Origin of the sequence: Pseudoalteromonas rhizosphaerae (genome assembly GCF_028885455.1) — a bacterium.
GTDB classification, from domain to species: domain Bacteria; phylum Pseudomonadota; class Gammaproteobacteria; order Enterobacterales; family Alteromonadaceae; genus Pseudoalteromonas; species Pseudoalteromonas rhizosphaerae.
Genome location: NZ_CP118496.1, coordinates 1,089,205 through 1,105,140 on the forward strand (window position 1 = coordinate 1,089,205; position 15,936 = coordinate 1,105,140).

A 15,936-nucleotide genomic window follows, 5' to 3' on the forward strand; every position below is an offset into this window, starting at 1 on the left:
TTCACGAAGGCACCTAATTGGTACCCAGCAACTTATAAAGCAGCGAGATTAGGTTCATTCCAAGAGTTGCGGCATTGCCTCTTTGCTTTTCTCTTTGCCAAGTATTCTTGGTATAAAGGATCAAAAGGCGTAGCTTCACTCCTGATTTTCACATGTCTCTCTATTGGCACCTTAGCTATTTGAAATAGATTAAACTGACAATCCATGTTCATGTTCATGCTCTTCTGCCAACCGTGAAATTGCCATTGGCCTCGACGGTTGATAAAGTACTTCATGGCGATCCAAGTTTTTGATTTTGTTGGATGACGCCTTTTAGCCCAATGCCATAACGCTAGAAATAGTTTGTGACTCACATATCCGAATACTTGTTTGGCAACGCAATGTCGATAGTAATTCGACCAGCCCCTGAGTTTCGGATTTATCAACTTGATTAGATCGTTAACGGGGGTAGTTGCGTGCTTTTTAATGAGTTCGCGCAAGTTACTCAGAAATATTAACGTGTTAGATTTGCTCGGTTTAATGAGCAGTTTTCCTTTGTACTTCCTATGGTTAAAGCCTAGGAAGTCAAAACCACGGCTAATGTGAGTAATGTGCGTTTTCTCTTCGGAGAGCGTTAAGCCTCTGTGTGCTAAGAAGTCAGCAATCAACGGTTTGATATCGTTCTCCAGCACGTCCTTTGAAGTGCAAGTGACGACGAAATCATCGGCGTATCCTATAAAGTTGGCTCTCGCCCCATTTTTAAGTGCGGTGGACTTTATGCGTTGCTCAAGACCTGCAAGAGTCATCAGCATCAAGGTTGGAGATATGATCCCGCCTTGTGGTGTTCCCTCGTCAGTGCGATAGAACAGCCCTTTGTCCATAAAACCAGACTTTAACCATTGTTCCAACATTCGTTTATCTACAGCTATATTATTCATAAGCCATTGATGCCCAATCTTGTCGAAACAGGCTTTGATATCTCCCTCAAGAACCCATTGCGCGGATTGCTTTTTACTCAAACAGAGAAAACACTGAGCAATAGCATCAGCAGTGCTTCTATTGCGCCGAAAGCCGTAGCTATTTGGGTCAGCAAGTGTTTCTGACACAGGCTCTAGTGCAAGAAGATGAAGCGCTTGTAGCGCTCTATCGACCATGCACGGGATACCCAAAGGTCTGAGCTTGCCGTTTTTCTTAGGGATGTAGATACGCTTGAGCGGTTTGGCTTGATAAGCCTTTCTGCTCAATTGATTGACTGCTTTCATGCGGCGCGTATCCGTATTCCAGATGACGCCGTCTATTCCGGGCGTTTTACTGCCTTTGTTTTGTGATACTCGCTTAACAGCAAGAAGTTTTGCCGAATGCGAGTGAGTCAGTATCCACTGCAACGCTTTCGCTTTGCCGTGTTTACTTTCTCTTGTTGCTTTTGCAATACGCATCTGAAGCTTTAAAACGTGTGACTCAACAGTTTTCCAATTTATGGATTGCCATTGAGCACTGTCAGGAGAGGCACTAATCTCTTTTGAAATCATCATTTGCGTTTCTCCTTGAATAAAGTTCTTCAAATTCTCTTGCAAAGGAAGACCAGTCGGAAGTCAGCTCACTTTCGTGCCAGACAGACGTCTGTATCTGCATCATTACAATCCAGCCTTTGCTTTCTCCAACATCCTCTACCTGCATCACTATCGGCTATATAAGCTTTCCCAAAGGGAGTGATACAGGCTTACCGTGTTCCGTATGTTGCGCAATGTCAGGTTAGATGCCCGCTATAGTGCGGAGAGTTCAGTGATCACGAAAGAGCATGGGGCAATCTCTTTCCGACTCTCGCGCCTTTTGGCTACAGCGTATTAACCACTTCCGCTGTTTCATCGTATAACGCACCTTACGCGGATTCACTTATGTTCATCATACTGACTGCCTAGCACTCACCCGATTTGTGGTTATCAGGAGGATCGTCCTCTCACGATTAAGATCCCGATTGGCGCATACCAACCTTCGTTACATTGTCAGAGCCGCTACTTTATTCAGGCTCCTAGGATCATCTGGTGATACAGATGGTTCACTCATTAAGCGGTGAACAGCGCTTCATACGACTTCACGTCGCACGCCCCAAGACGTGTTAACGTAATTACTCTATAGGTCGGCTTTGAGCGATAATCGGTCATTGATACTGGCTAAATATCGTCGTTAATAGATTGGTTAAACTGCTCTTTGCGCATATATTCATGAAAATGAGCGCCGAGCGCATATTGTTCTATTTAACTTTTCTTTAAAGTTTTAGAAAACTTAGTGATAGTAATACCTTAGGTTATTTGTTAAAACTATATAATGTAGAAAAATGAGCGTAGCGTCGGCAGAAATATGCGCGATGAGCGCACTATTAAATTGTTATGTGTAATGGAGTAGATGGCATGGAGTTTCAGACGATCCCAATAATGCGGATTTTCGATGAAGATAAAGCAAAAGAGTTTTACCTTGGCTTTCTCGGTATGGAACTAGATTGGGAGCATCGTTTTGAGGATGGTTACCCAATTTACATGCAAGTTTCGCTTGGCGATTTTGTTTTACATCTGAGTGAACACTCTGGTGACTGCACACCGGGCAGCAAGGTCTTCGTTAATGTAAGCAATCTTGATCAACTTTTCGCACAAGTTACTGCAAAGCCTTACAAATACAACAAACCAAGCATTGAAGATGCCCCTTGGGGTGCAAGGTGTTTTACCGTAACAGATCCGTTTTCAAACAGGATATTGTTTAATGAATCAGCAGACACATAACAATCAAATTTTATCGCCAGCAAAAAGCGCTGGCTGCGACGTCAACCCGCTGCGCGGCTTTCCGCGCTAAATTTGGGCGTTAAGCATACGAGGAACCATGTCCAGTGAAGTCACCGTGGCTAAAATATGAATCGAGGTTGGCAGACTGGATGAAACAGTTTGCTAGCGAAAAGTTGTCGTTCACTAATGGTTTTCAAGCAATCCCTGGCTTTCCTTCAAATGGATTTCGTGCTGATGGGCTGCTAACTGATGGGAATGTTGTTATAGCCTTGGAAGTGGAGGTAAAACAAACTCACCCTGATACAAATGTTGGAAAATATTGGCTCTTAAGCCAGTATCAAGCTTATGAAAAGGTGATTTTGTTTCATGTTTATACTCCAGAGTACACATCTTATCCTTGGCGCCTTCAGCTAGGTCAGTTTTATGCCTCAAAAATGGCGATAGAGTTGCCATTTGAATATGAACTAGTCGATCAAAGAGAAGCTATCGATACGAACTCATCATTTGAAGCAGTAACTAGAATTCTAGAGCAAAGAATACTCGGTGAATTCGGAGTAATTGCTGGTAAGTCGCAAAATGCTTAACAAGTGCAGGTTGTCGGACGTGTGCTACGCTGCGCTCCGCACCCGCCGCAACTGCAGGCGTTATGTGCTCTAAGGTATCTCATGCTCTCAATCACCAGTGAAGATAAAGAGAATCAACTTAAAAGTTATTGTCAGCATTGGCTGAGCTTATTAGCCACAAATCAATTTGAAGACGCAGAAAAGCTCATTGATATAAACAATAACTATGGTGTTGTATGGGCAGAATCTGAACTCAAAGACGCTGTGCATGATTACTTTGGTAGCGATGCCCCTGTGAGTTTTCAAAACGAAAATATAGCGAATTGTTACCCTGAGTTTTTAGAAACCGATTCAGGCTCATTGATCTTCGGCTTTTATTTACCCGCCAATGGCGAGATAACCGACCTAACTGTTGAATTTGAGTTTGTACCAATTGGGAACAACAATTATGCTGCAACAATCAACGATGTTCATGTTCTGTAGCATGTACGCACATAACAAGCGCCAGCACATCGCGCCTGCGGCGCTGGACTCGCAACAAGTTGCTCGCCCGTGTGGCGGGCGTTAGCTTTGCGGAGGCTTTATTGACATTTTAATATTAGTTATCGCCTCAGTATTATTCTTTGTTTTGGTTATAAAGTTGGAATCAATGATTCCCATCAACTTTTTGGACAAAGCAGAAAGAACGTTTAACGACCTAGGTGCAAACGTGCAGGTAAGAACAAATTCTTACTCTCGTTTTTATAACACCAAAGGACGATTGGTAAAAAAGTCGGATATAGCAAAAATCCAAAAAGCGGGTTGTCTTACACTTTTTACATTATCGGATAACGCAATCGATATTACGGTGCATCCAGCTAATAAAGATACTGTGTTTGAAAAAGCTAAAAGTATATTTAAAGAGGCTCAAGTTGTTGAAATTGATATACAAAGCTAACAAACCAATTATTCCGACCTCAACTCGCTGCGCTCTTTTCGTCGGCATATTGGGGCGTTATGTTGGAGCAGCATATTGATCGCTCGTATTAAGACAATCAGTTTTGGGGTATTAGTAGCTGCATTAATCATTACGATCACGTTGATGGTAGCCGATGTTGAATTTTATGGGCTCCTCAGTGTTTACGTATTTATGGTTTTATGGAGTTTACACAAGATATTTTTGTGGCTCATCGGTGATGAGTTTGGCATCGCCGTTCAGGTGAAAATTAAGAAAGACGCACCAAAAGCAATTCGTTTCCTTGGGCTGTTATTTGTCTGCTTTGTTTTTTATTTCGTAGCTAAGGGGCTTATCAAGCATGTTTCAACATAACAAGTTGCTTAATTTCGTTCCGGCCACAAACAGCATGGCCTCCACTGGACTGCCTACGCTGCGCTGCGGCAGCCAATTAGCAAAGCGTTAGCACTGTCCACTTATGGCACAGACTGTGTGAAAACTCTGATCACCTTTTGGTCTAAGTATCTGCTGCTTATGATCGATTAATCTATACATTTAGTTCACTTAATATACTGATATTTATATAATAAGACTATTGATTCAGTCGAGGGTTGAGGCAATATGTCAAAGTTTATAAGCGGTGAAGATCGTAACCAATCAACGTTATTTCCAGAATCGTTGGAAGACTACGTCAGTGAAGATAATACGGTCAGAGTAATTGATGTTTTCATTGAGGAACTAAATCTAGCTGAATTGGGGTTTAAAGGATTAACCTTAAAGTCCACAGGCCGCCCTAAGTATCATCCAGCCACACTATTAAAGCTTTATCTTTATGGTTACCTCAACCGTATTCAATCATCCCGCCGATTAGAAACCGAATGCCAACGCAATATTGAACTGATGTGGCTACTTGGTAAGTTGGCACCCGACTTTAAAACGATTGCTGATTTTAGAAAAGACAACGGAGGCGGTATAAAAAATGTATGCAAAACGTTTGTTGAAGTCTGTCGTCGCCTGAATATGTTTGAGAAACCCGTTGTTGCCATCGATGGTAGTAAGTTTAAAGCTAGCAACAACAAAGGCAATAATTTTACGCCAAGCAAAGTTAAATTTCACATCGACCGAGTCGAAAAGAACATTGAACGTTATCTTGAATTACTTGATGAAGCCGATAAAGAGCAAGCTAACGTCACAAAAATTAAAGCCACAAAAGAGAGACTAGCTGACTTTCGCAGCCAGTTAAAAAAACTATACGAGATTAAAGAACAAGTTGAAGCTCATCCTGATAAGCAAATATCCACTACTGATCCTGATTCACGTTTAATGAAAACTCAAGGTTTTACAAGAGTTGTGAGTTATAACGTACAAAGTGCGGTTGATACCAAGCATCACCTCATAGTGGCGCATGACGTGACCAACGTGCCAGATAGAGGCCAGCTTGCGTCAATGACGAAACTCGCACAAGAAGCATTGCGCAAGAAAGATATACGGGTATTAGCAGATAAAGGTTACTTCAGTCAGCCTGATATAAAAGACACTATCGATTTGGGTGCAGAGCCAATCATGCCCAAGACGGATACATCGTCCTCTGAAAAGAAAGGGATATTTAACCGCTCACTTTTCAAATACGATGCAAATAAAGATATTTACTTATGCCCCGCTGGTAATGAACTTCAAAATCGAATGCAGGTATTTGAGCAAGGTAAATACCTTGATGTTTACTTCAATCACATTGCTTGTCGAGATTGTAAAATAAGAAGTCAGTGCACTAACTCTAAAAAAGACCCTAGGCGAATAAGGCGGTGGGTGCATGAGATTCTGACAGAAGAAATGCTTCAAAAGCTAAAGAATCAACCTGAATTGATGCTTCATCGAAAGCAAACTGTTGAGCACCCCTTTGGCACAATTAAACTCTGGATGGGAGCTACCCACTTACTAACACGAGGTTTAAAAAGCGTGGGGACAGAAATAAGTCTTCATGTCCTAGCTTACAACTTCAGAAGAATGATAACAATTATGGGAGTTAACGGCCTAAGTAAAGCAATTAGAGTAGCGTTGCCATAGCAGTTTCGCTCGCGCGGAGAAAATTGCGATACTGAGAAAAAATCGATCGCAACCATCTTAAATGGTTTCAAACTAAGAACATACCCAAGACAATTTATTAAAAATTAGTTTTTACACAGTCTGGGCACAGAGCCGACCTTCGGCTCTAACTCGTTTTTGTCCAGAAACGTGTTTCAGCGGATGGTCAAGAAAAATCATAAATGCCTAGCGAGTAGTGAGCTGTGCGAGCGTCAGGAGTGGCTTTATTATTTTACTTTACCATCATTCCCTTAAATACCCTTTTGGCAGGGTGATGGTCTTCACGCAGTGAGACCATCGCCTTGCTAAGCCTTCAGGGATAAAAAAAGCGTACACACCATTATACATAGTGTGTACGCTTTATATACCCCAAAGAAGCATTTCCAGTAAAGGGCTGCCACTCACTCACACGCGAATAGACACTGTTTTTACTATATACTCCTTTCGGGCGCCTTTTTTGTTTGGAACGACAGAATATAATGGCTTCTTCGGTGCAACTTCTAATTTGGCCAAGTGGAGAACGAGTAAAAATTACCTTGTTGAAGCTATTTCATCTATAGATATAAATGGGTACTTAAACGTATTGTTCTGACAAAAGTAAATGCTGTAGGTTGGCCAAGTGTGATGTAAAAAACAACAAAGGTAGCATTTTTGTTAAGTTTTTGTTATTGGTTGTATTGACATGTTCATTTAACTGGTTAGAATAGGTTACATTAAATTAAAGAGAAAATAACCTATGTAAGTCTTTGTATAGTAAGTCTAATCCCCTTATTTTGTTTGGCGATCTATCTCATGATTTTAAACAAGAGATAACGGTGCTACGGTTAATTATGGGAGTATTTAGTTACAAGTGTGAATTAAAGTTGTTTTTTTTGTTGCATTCGCGTGGGCGTGTAAAAAATTAAGTAGAGCGGTATTGTGATTATTGTAAATGGACAACAAAAAAGCGAGATTAGCGTAAAAGATCGGGGTCTATTTTATGGTGATGGAATTTTCGAAACGATTAAGGTTAAAGAGGCAGTGCCCAAGCTGTGGACCATGCACTTAGATAGGCTTGTGCATAGTTGTAATGCGTTAAAAATCGCTGTGCCCAATTTAAAGTATTTGCAAAATGACGTAGATAAAGTAATTAAAGAAACAGGTCCAAATTTAGTACTAAAAATAATTGTTACCCGTGGTATGGGGAATAGGGGTTACATATATACAGGCAATGAGCAGCCAACAGTCATTGTGATGTCGGCTCCCGAATACATTACGAGTGAACGTGACTACCTAAATGGTGTGAAAGCAATTTTTTGTGAAACTCGGCTATCGCATAATATGAACTTGGCGGGTCTAAAGCATCTCAATCGATTAGAGCAAGTAATCGCTAGGGCTGAGTGGCAAGATCCACAAATTCGAGAAGGGGTTTTGCTGGATAATGACGAACTGGTCATCGAAGGCACTATGTCTAACATATTTATTGAGAAAGACGGTGTGCTTTATACACCAAAGCTTGATAAATCGGGTGTCAGTGGCGTGGCGAGACGAAAAGTGATAGAGACACAAGAGGCAGCGAAAGCCCCCGTTTGTGTTAAAAATATCACTAAAAATGAGTTGCTTTGTGCTGATTCTGTTGCCATCAGTAATTCGTTAATGGGTGTAATACCTTTATCACAAATAGGCGATAAAGTATTTACCGTTAGTCCATTAATAAAAGAAATTGTTAGCAGGAATCTTCATGATTGCAACTGACAAAGTTAAAATTGACCGCATTACAACTATAAATTAAATACGAAGTAAAAGGTCAGCTAGATCATATTTATTTTACAAGATGAATACAAAAGGATAGGTATTTATTCGTTTATGGAAAGCTCAAAACCTGCTTTCCTAACTAATTCCCTCCCTTATGCATTCTCTAGTTAGATTTAACCATAAACTATCATTGTTGATATTTTGGAGCGAAAATGTCTTACCATGGCAATTTATCATTGATAAAAAGAATGCTTGCAAAAAAAGGGGAGAGACTTAGTGTCTCAAATCTAATTGATGTAGTGAGTGACCTACACGGCGACAAGAGTATATTCTTTCAGATGTCTGAAAGCTCAGCTGATACTAGTCGGGGGCTATCAGCGCAATGCTTGAGAAAAAGAGCGAATACCTACAGCAATATTCTAAAAAATAAATACCGTATAAATCGCCATGACAGAGTGGGGATCTTGTTAGATAACAGCATGGAATACCACATATGGTTTTTGGCAATAGTTCGAGCTGGCGGTATTGCTGTGCCTATGAATGGTGGCTTTGATAAGGTTGAATTAGACGAATACCTGACTCAAACCGGTGTCAACATACTTGTCACTGAATCAGCGATATGGGGTGAGAATTACCCTGCTCAGCAGGTAGAGCATTACATCAGTTTAGACGATAAAAACCTTGATGAACGTGGGTGTTATGTTGAGGATGCTGCACAAGAACAGCCTGATGAATTTGAGTGTATTAAGCTTAGTCCAGACGACGTGATACTCATCCCCCATACATCGGGTACTACTGGTATTCCTAAACCCGTCACGCACACAGACTCAACATTAGTGGCTGTTTTACTGTCAAATTCTAAAGCTATTTTTACATCAAAAGATGAGCAAGTAATGCTCGTTATGCCATGTAATCATTGGATTTCACACTGTGCTTTTTTAGTTACCCTAGTTTCATGTGATACCACTCGATGGTTAGTTAAAGATTTCTCTGCAAAGTTTGTTTTAGAGAATATTGATAAGTACAAGACTAACAATTTTATCGCTTTTGCAGGTAATTACGCAAAAATGTACAACGAAGGATTAGATAATTACCACCTTGATACGATAAAAATGTGGGTATCTGTTGCGGATGTAAGTTATGAAGTTCACCAACGTGAATTTGTACAAAAAGGTGCGTTGTTAAGAGTATTCGGCAAAGTAGTGATGAAATCTTTGTTTATTGACTTACTGGGCTCATCAGAAACAGGTGTACCAGCATTGATGAGAAGCATTTCTTCATACAGTAATCGCTTTGGTCGTTACCTTGGTCGCCCAGTGAACAATAGTTTAAAAGTTAACGTCGTTGATGAATATGGGAATGAGGTGCCTGTGAATCAGCCCGGGCGACTAGTGGTAAGCGGTCCAACCATGTTCAAAGGTTATTGGAACAATAGCGAGAAAGAGTTAGGTGTATTCCATAATGATTGGTGGTGGACAGGTGATGTGGTTTATAAAGATCGCCGAGGTCGCTTTTATCATATGGATAGAGGTGTGAATCTTATTGAGACTAGCAACGGGCCAATTTCTACCTTAGCCATGGAAGAGCAGGTGATTAAAGCTGATGGTGTTTTAAATGCTTGCGTATTAGGTATCCACCTAAATGGTGATGATAATCCAAGTGTGGCGTGTGTAATCCAATCAGACGCTAAAGAAGAAGATTACGAGTCTATTGTATCGACAATAAAGCAGTTTGATTTGGCTAAAGAGGTCAAACACTTTGTATTTACCTTAAATGAATTCCCGCGAGGATTAACAGGAAAAGTATTAAAAAGAAGCTTAAAAAGTAGTATTAGTGAGCACTTTGATCAAAATAAAAATGAAGACATTAAAAAGATCCGTGTGGTGTGATAGCACTGATCTAGCTCATATTTAGCGTAAGGGAATAACATGAAGCTAACTCATTTAAATATAAATTACTTGCTTTGGGGGAAGTTAATGAACTCCCACTCAGCAGAAATCATCCAGATCACTGGAGAAATAGATTTCGAACGTTTACAAGAAGCGATTGCAATAGCTGTAGATAAGCAGCCAATTTTAAAGTGTTGTATAAAACCACGGTTGTTTGGTTATGACTGGGAGCCACTCGTGGAAGGTATACCCATATCAGTTGAACGCTGTGATTATAGTGCTCTTTCAGAGCTTGAAATTAAAGATAAAATTGCAACGCACACTTGGTGCCGCAAAGCTGACTTTACTAAAGAGCGTTTAGTGCGGTTTTACCTCATTTACACCGGTGATGGCAAATACTATCTGCAAAGCGTATCGCATCATGCATCAGCTGATGCACAATCTGGTTTTATCTTATTCAAAGATATTGCAAAAATCTACACTGGTTTAACGTATTCTCATGTTGTAGATAGAAGCGAATATATTGTAAAACGGCGTGATGTAGGTCGCGTTTATCTTGATAAATTACCCTTTACACAAAGGGTAAAAATATTTTGTCGAGGCATTAAAGCATTCCTCTCTAGACCTGGGTTTCAAGTGACAGGGTTAAACTTGCCAGACCCGAAAGAGGAAGCTACTCGGTCAATATACTCAGATGCGTTGCCAGATGACATGTTGGGTAAGTTAAAAAAAGCTGCGAAGCATTACAATACCTCCGTACACGTTTTATTTGTGTTGGCTATGATCAAATACCAACACAAATTTAATCATGACTGCGAACGTTTGGGGTTTCAGTTGTTAGATGTACTAACGATGCGTCAGTTTTCTGATGAAGATGTGTCGATGTCATATGACGCATTTAGTATCAATCATTTCAAAGACTTTAATACGAATAAACCTGAAATCGAGATCATCAAAGATATTACCGATTATATCACGGGCCTTAAAGACGGAAAAATCTTTGAAGACTGGTATCAACAGAAGCTTTGGGTGGGGGCGTTTTTAATTTTGCCCCCATTTTTGCGTGCCAAATATGTTCGTTCAGTGTTAGACGATAAGCTCAGAGGCAATATGTTGATCTCTAATTTAGGTGTTTTCAACTTTGACTCCTATGAGTTTGGTAACTCAGAAGTAACAGACTTTTTTAGCTTCCCCAACGTTGGTGGTCCACTGAGGCTTGGCTTCTTTTTCTGTACTTTTAGAGGCCGATTAAAGCTGACTCTTGTATACGATTCAAGGTGTTTCACAGAACCTATGAAAGAGGTTGTTGTAGAACCATTTACTGAAATACTCAATGAAATTTGCAGCGCTGTTGAACAACCAAAAACGTCAACGAGTTCGTCAAAAGAAGCGTTGTTAGAAGAGGAAGTGTAACCCTAATTGGGTGACATGTTTTCTCATCATAATTAGTGGGTGTGCGTGGGGCGTTAACGCGAGCCGAGCACACAAGGATTGATTTACTCATTTAAAACTTAATATAGGAAAAAAAACTTATGCCGTACTTATTTCTAGGTCTAGCAATTTTGTCTGAAGTGATTGGAACTTCAGCACTTAAAATGTCTGAAGAATTTACCAAGATAGGTCCATCTATTGTCGTTGTTTTAGGCTATGGCGCTGCTTTTTACTTTTTATCTATTGCCCTTTCTTCGATTCAGGTAGGTATTGCTTATGGTATATGGGCTGGTCTTGGTATCGTATTGATCACTCTTATTGGCGCAGTGTTCTTTAAAGAGATCCCTGACCTTCCAGCTATACTGGGTTTGTTGATGATCATCACTGGAGTGATGGTTATTCACTTCTTCTCTAAAACAGCTTCTCACTAGAGCCGACTACAAAGAGGCATACCGAACAATTAGATTCGGTATGCCATAAAAAATTTACTTTATCGAACGCAAACCTCGAGGGTTACTTGTGCCATGACGAGTGCCTGAAAGGTCTATCAACATTTATTTATAAGGAGAAATTATGTTTTTAAATAGGGAAAAAGTAGCAACTGAACAATTAGTTCCAGAACTCGCCGCAGTATTAAAACAAAAACCGATGGCAGAGCGTGAAGCGAGTGATGGCCGTGAATTATTTCAAATCTTAAAAAACCAAGCGAACCCAGGCTTGATGGTGGGTAAAAACTTAGGTGGTTTGGGAGCGGATTTGGTGTCTGCGGTACGAATACATCGTTATGTTGGCAGCTTAAGTCCGTCGCTCGCTATTATGATGACAATGCACAACCATACAACCTACGCATTAAATAGAGCGATGGATTCATCACTGGCTATTACAGAAATGACGCTTACCAATGTTGCTAACGACAGACTGGTATTTTGCTCTGGGTTTGCAGAGGCGTGCCCTGGTGCCAATATTTTGAGTTCATCGGTAAGCGCCCAATTAAATTCAAGTGGCGACAAGTTTGTGATTACGGGTAGCAAAAAACCTTGCACTATGACTGATTTTGCTGATCTGGCATTGGTTGGTATTGCAAACCCAAATGGCTCAGGTCAAGAGTCTCGGGGCTTACTCATCGTTGATAACATGAATGCAGCGAAGATTGAAAAAGTACCTTTTTGGCCTTCTTCAATCTTAACGGCGACAAGTAGTAATGAACTTGCATTTCGAGGCTTAGAAGTTAGCAAAGACAACGTTGCATTAATGGAAATGGGTGCTGAGCCAGACAAAACAAAGCAAGCGATAGAAATTACCGAGTTGGTTGGTTTAAGTAGTTTCCAAGTTATGGTTGCAGCCTCTTACCTTGGTGTTGCATCTCGCTTAGCTGCACTTTGCTTTGAAGCAAAACATACAAATTCAACAGATATGAGCCAAATAGCCATTGAGCTTGAAACCGCAGCCCTTGCACTAGAAGGTATCGCAGCACAGATTGACTCCCATGTACCCAGTGAAGAGTTAGTTGCCACAGCAATAGTAGTGCGCACTATGGTGTCTCAGTGCATTGAGCGTGCCAATAACCTTGCAGTTATGAGCTTGGGAGGCATGAAATATTTGAGTAATGAAGATGTTAGATATCTTTTGCAAGTAGCGAATTGTCTGAATTTCCACCCACTATCTCGTGGTGAACGTATTGACTTTATTCGCCATGTTTTATGCCATAGTCACTTATAGTTGACTGGATAGATATTCAGTAACGAGCGTTACTAGTCGAAGGCAAGCAGGCACTACTTAAAGGGTCTGTGTATGTATCAAACCGTCATTTTACATTATAGGCATGGAGGAAAAATAGTGTCATTAATTAACAGTTATCGAAAATTTCTAACGGGCAAACTTGAACTGGATATATCAATTGCCACGTGTGAATATAATAAAATTTATACCAAAGATGGGCGAGTGGTCCGTGACTATTTATCACAATACGGTGCATTGCCTTTTGGCCATAATCCAGAGTTTTGTGTTAAAGCTGTAGCAGAACATCTGCAGAATAAATCGCCTGTCTTTAGCCAACCAATTTTTCAAGAAGAAACCGAGCTGTTTGCTCAAGAGCTTGTTGATGCGCTGGGTGGATGGGCTAAGCATGTCACGTTTGCTAACAGTGGTGCTGAAACGGTAGAAGTTGGTTTTAAATTAGCGCGAATTAAAACTGGTAGAAAGAAGATTTTATCAGTAGAGCGTTCATTTCACGGTAAAACATACTCCGCTTTGCTAGCAACAAATTCTCGTCGCCATAATATTGACCATTTACGCAATTCAGATGATTCATTTTTCAAATTAGCACTGAATGATTTTGATGCGTTAGAAAAAGAACTCGAAACTCAAGAGTATGCAGCGTTCATCGTCGAGCCAATTCAAGGCGAAGGGGGGATGAATGTTGCTGACCCTTTATGGCTTGAGCGTGCAAGAAAGCTTTGCTCCAAGACTCGTACAGCACTTATTTTTGATGAAATACAAACGGGTTTAGGGCGTACTGGCGCTATGTGTGCTGCGATGGATCTAGGTATTACACCAGATATTTTATTATTAGCAAAATCTCTCAGTGGCGGTTTGATCCCAACAGGTGCTGCTATTTACTCCAACTGGGCTGCAACGCCAGAATTTGATAGAAAGCACAGTTCCACATTCGCTAACAATGGATTAGCAACTGCAGTTGGTCGTGCTGTGATCAAAGAACTACAAAAAGATGATGGGGCAGCACTTACCCACGTCAGAAAAATATCGAGTTTAGTTGATCAAGAGTGTGAGCGATTAGCTAAGCAATACCCTGGTATTTTTAGCTGTCGTGGTGCCGGTTTAATGAGAGCGCTGCAATTTAAGGATAACCAAGCCGAGACAAACTATTTTGTCACTTATATGCAGAACAGTGGTTCACTGGCGTGGTTATTCTGTAGTTATTTATTGAATGAGCACAACATGATGGTGATGCCATTGCTATCTGACAAGTGCTCAATTCGCTTTGAACCACCACTTAATATCAGTGAACAGGACATTAAAGACTTCTTTTTAGCGGTGCAAAACGTATGTGATGTTGTGCAAAACAGTCGCTACGATATCTTATTGGCGGGCTTAATTGAAAAGCCACTATCTGACTTGCCAAGTGTTGAGCAATATTATCCTGCAGCGAGAGCTGGCCAAACAGTACCAACCCGCAATACAGCGACAGGTAAAAAACGTGGCAAAAAGTTTGCCTTCTTAATGCACTTTACGGTGGTTGAAGACTGTATCCGCATGATGCCAAAGAGTATGCACATTCACTATAGTGAAAAAGAAATCCGTGAATTAGCTGAATTAATCATGGAAGTAGGGGCTGTGGATTATGCGCCAGAAGTTGCGCTTGAGTTTACCGTAAGTAATGAGCATAGCTATGCGGATGGCTTGATGATTATGAGTCCGATCCAAGCGCGAGACATGATGAACTTATCGACAGCAGAAAAAGTAAACTTAATGAAGGAGTTTATAGCTGTGGCAAAACGTGAGGACGTGGAGTTTTTCGGCTTGGGCGCATACACCTCGGTAATAACACGTGGTGGTGAGCAAAACCTAAACGATATTGAAGGCTTATCTTTTACCACGGGCAATAGCTTAACGGCGTTGGCAACCACGGAAACGGTCATTGAAGCTGCAAATTATAATTTAATTGGTTCAGTGATCAGTGTAATAGGTGCGCGTGGAGCAGTCGGTAAACTCATGGTAAGTGAGTTATCTCATTGGTGCGACAATATCATTCTAATGGGACGCCCTGGAACTGAAAAACGTCTACTCGTTGAGTTGGTGCCAATCCTATGTCAATTAGCGTTTAGCGCGGAACAAAGTGCGCAGCCTGGTTCTGTCATCGATAACATTCAGGGCTATATCCATTCATGTGTGCCGGAGCTATCTAGCTACATAGGCGCGCTAAATGAAGTGCCAGATCAAGTAGTAACGCAGGTTTGTGAATTGTTGTTAGCCGACGATTTAATTGTATCTATGGGATTGGGTACAAGCGAATGTTACCAATCTACATTGGAACAATCAGATTTTGTTGTATCAGCAACAAGTGAAGGTAAAGCTTTCTTAAACACTGAGTTCTTAAAAGAAGGTGCGATTGCAGTTGATACCGCGCGTCCATTTGACTTCATTGTGACACCGGAACAAAAAGCCGAAGTGCTTGAGGGGGGATTAGTTATTCAGCCTCAAGCCTTACGTTATGGCGACGTCAATATGGTTGGCTTACCACCGGGCATTAACCTTGCTTGTTTATCTGAAACGATTGCATTGGCAATGGATGGCTGTGAAGGGAAATTTAGTTTTGGAAAATCAATTGCTTATTCACAGGCGCGCTATGTGTTAGATGTTGCAAGAAATCAGGGCTTTAAGCCGTTAGGTTACTCCTCCACACCTTCTGGTAATGATTACACTGACGGCATAGAGTCGGCGGTTAGTGAGGGTAAAGCGGCAGCGCTTGTTTAAAAAGCGCCTTATTTCTTATTTTGATAAATAACCTTCCTTTTTCAGGTTGTGTTTAG

The 15,936-nt window shown here is 40.9% G+C and carries 13 protein-coding genes; 12 read left to right on the forward strand and 1 reads right to left on the reverse strand.

Translation table 11 applies throughout. The features are described 5' to 3' along the window. Positions 1 to 32 precede the first annotated feature (32 nt). Complete coding sequence (ltrA, locus tag PVK79_RS04755; RefSeq protein WP_257324080.1) at positions 33 to 1,511, reverse strand: group II intron reverse transcriptase/maturase; 1,479 nt, start codon at positions 1,509 to 1,511, stop codon at positions 33 to 35. An 876-nt stretch (positions 1,512 to 2,387) separates the two neighbouring features. Here ltrA and PVK79_RS04760 point away from each other — a divergent pair. The 12 genes from PVK79_RS04760 (at position 2,388) to PVK79_RS04815 (ending at position 15,880) form a co-directional block, all read left to right on the forward strand. Continuing rightward, positions 2,388 to 2,753 (forward strand): glyoxalase superfamily protein, encoded by a 366-nt coding sequence (locus PVK79_RS04760; RefSeq protein WP_024592045.1) that lies wholly within the window; start codon positions 2,388 to 2,390, stop codon positions 2,751 to 2,753. 149 nt (positions 2,754 to 2,902) lie between these two features. After that, positions 2,903 to 3,337, forward strand: coding sequence for a hypothetical protein (locus tag PVK79_RS04765; RefSeq protein WP_063529658.1), 435 nt, complete (start codon positions 2,903 to 2,905; stop codon positions 3,335 to 3,337). Positions 3,338 to 3,418: 81 nt separating this feature from the next. Next, positions 3,419 to 3,799 (forward strand): hypothetical protein, encoded by a 381-nt coding sequence (locus PVK79_RS04770; protein WP_024592043.1) that lies wholly within the window; start codon positions 3,419 to 3,421, stop codon positions 3,797 to 3,799. 157 nt (positions 3,800 to 3,956) lie between these two features. Beyond that, positions 3,957 to 4,253, forward strand: coding sequence for a hypothetical protein (locus tag PVK79_RS04775; RefSeq protein ID WP_138558954.1), 297 nt, complete (start codon positions 3,957 to 3,959; stop codon positions 4,251 to 4,253). 75 nt (positions 4,254 to 4,328) lie between these two features. After that, positions 4,329 to 4,625 (forward strand): hypothetical protein, encoded by a 297-nt coding sequence (locus PVK79_RS04780; RefSeq protein WP_024592041.1) that lies wholly within the window; start codon positions 4,329 to 4,331, stop codon positions 4,623 to 4,625. A gap of 246 nt (positions 4,626 to 4,871) precedes the next feature. Further along, positions 4,872 to 6,314 (forward strand): IS1182 family transposase, encoded by a 1,443-nt coding sequence (locus PVK79_RS04785; RefSeq protein ID WP_202819450.1) that lies wholly within the window; start codon positions 4,872 to 4,874, stop codon positions 6,312 to 6,314. Between the two features lie 936 nt (positions 6,315 to 7,250). After that, positions 7,251 to 8,066, forward strand: coding sequence for an aminodeoxychorismate lyase (gene pabC / locus PVK79_RS04790; protein ID WP_257325412.1), 816 nt, complete (start codon positions 7,251 to 7,253; stop codon positions 8,064 to 8,066). A gap of 212 nt (positions 8,067 to 8,278) precedes the next feature. Beyond that, positions 8,279 to 9,955: a class I adenylate-forming enzyme family protein gene (locus tag PVK79_RS04795; RefSeq protein ID WP_257325413.1), complete on the forward strand. Its 1,677-nt coding sequence runs from the start codon at positions 8,279 to 8,281 to the stop codon at positions 9,953 to 9,955. Positions 9,956 to 9,994: 39 nt separating this feature from the next. Further along, positions 9,995 to 11,368: a condensation domain-containing protein gene (locus PVK79_RS04800; RefSeq protein WP_257325414.1), complete on the forward strand. Its 1,374-nt coding sequence runs from the start codon at positions 9,995 to 9,997 to the stop codon at positions 11,366 to 11,368. Between the two features lie 119 nt (positions 11,369 to 11,487). Beyond that, the gene (locus PVK79_RS04805) at positions 11,488 to 11,817 is read left to right on the forward strand and encodes a DMT family transporter (protein ID WP_210794908.1); all 330 of its coding nucleotides are present in this window, start codon (positions 11,488 to 11,490) and stop codon (positions 11,815 to 11,817) included. Between the two features lie 142 nt (positions 11,818 to 11,959). Then, positions 11,960 to 13,105 (forward strand): acyl-CoA dehydrogenase family protein, encoded by a 1,146-nt coding sequence (locus tag PVK79_RS04810; protein WP_257325415.1) that lies wholly within the window; start codon positions 11,960 to 11,962, stop codon positions 13,103 to 13,105. A 117-nt stretch (positions 13,106 to 13,222) separates the two neighbouring features. After that, positions 13,223 to 15,880: an aminotransferase class III-fold pyridoxal phosphate-dependent enzyme gene (locus tag PVK79_RS04815; protein WP_257325416.1), complete on the forward strand. Its 2,658-nt coding sequence runs from the start codon at positions 13,223 to 13,225 to the stop codon at positions 15,878 to 15,880. The last annotated feature ends 56 nt before the right edge of the window (positions 15,881 to 15,936 follow it).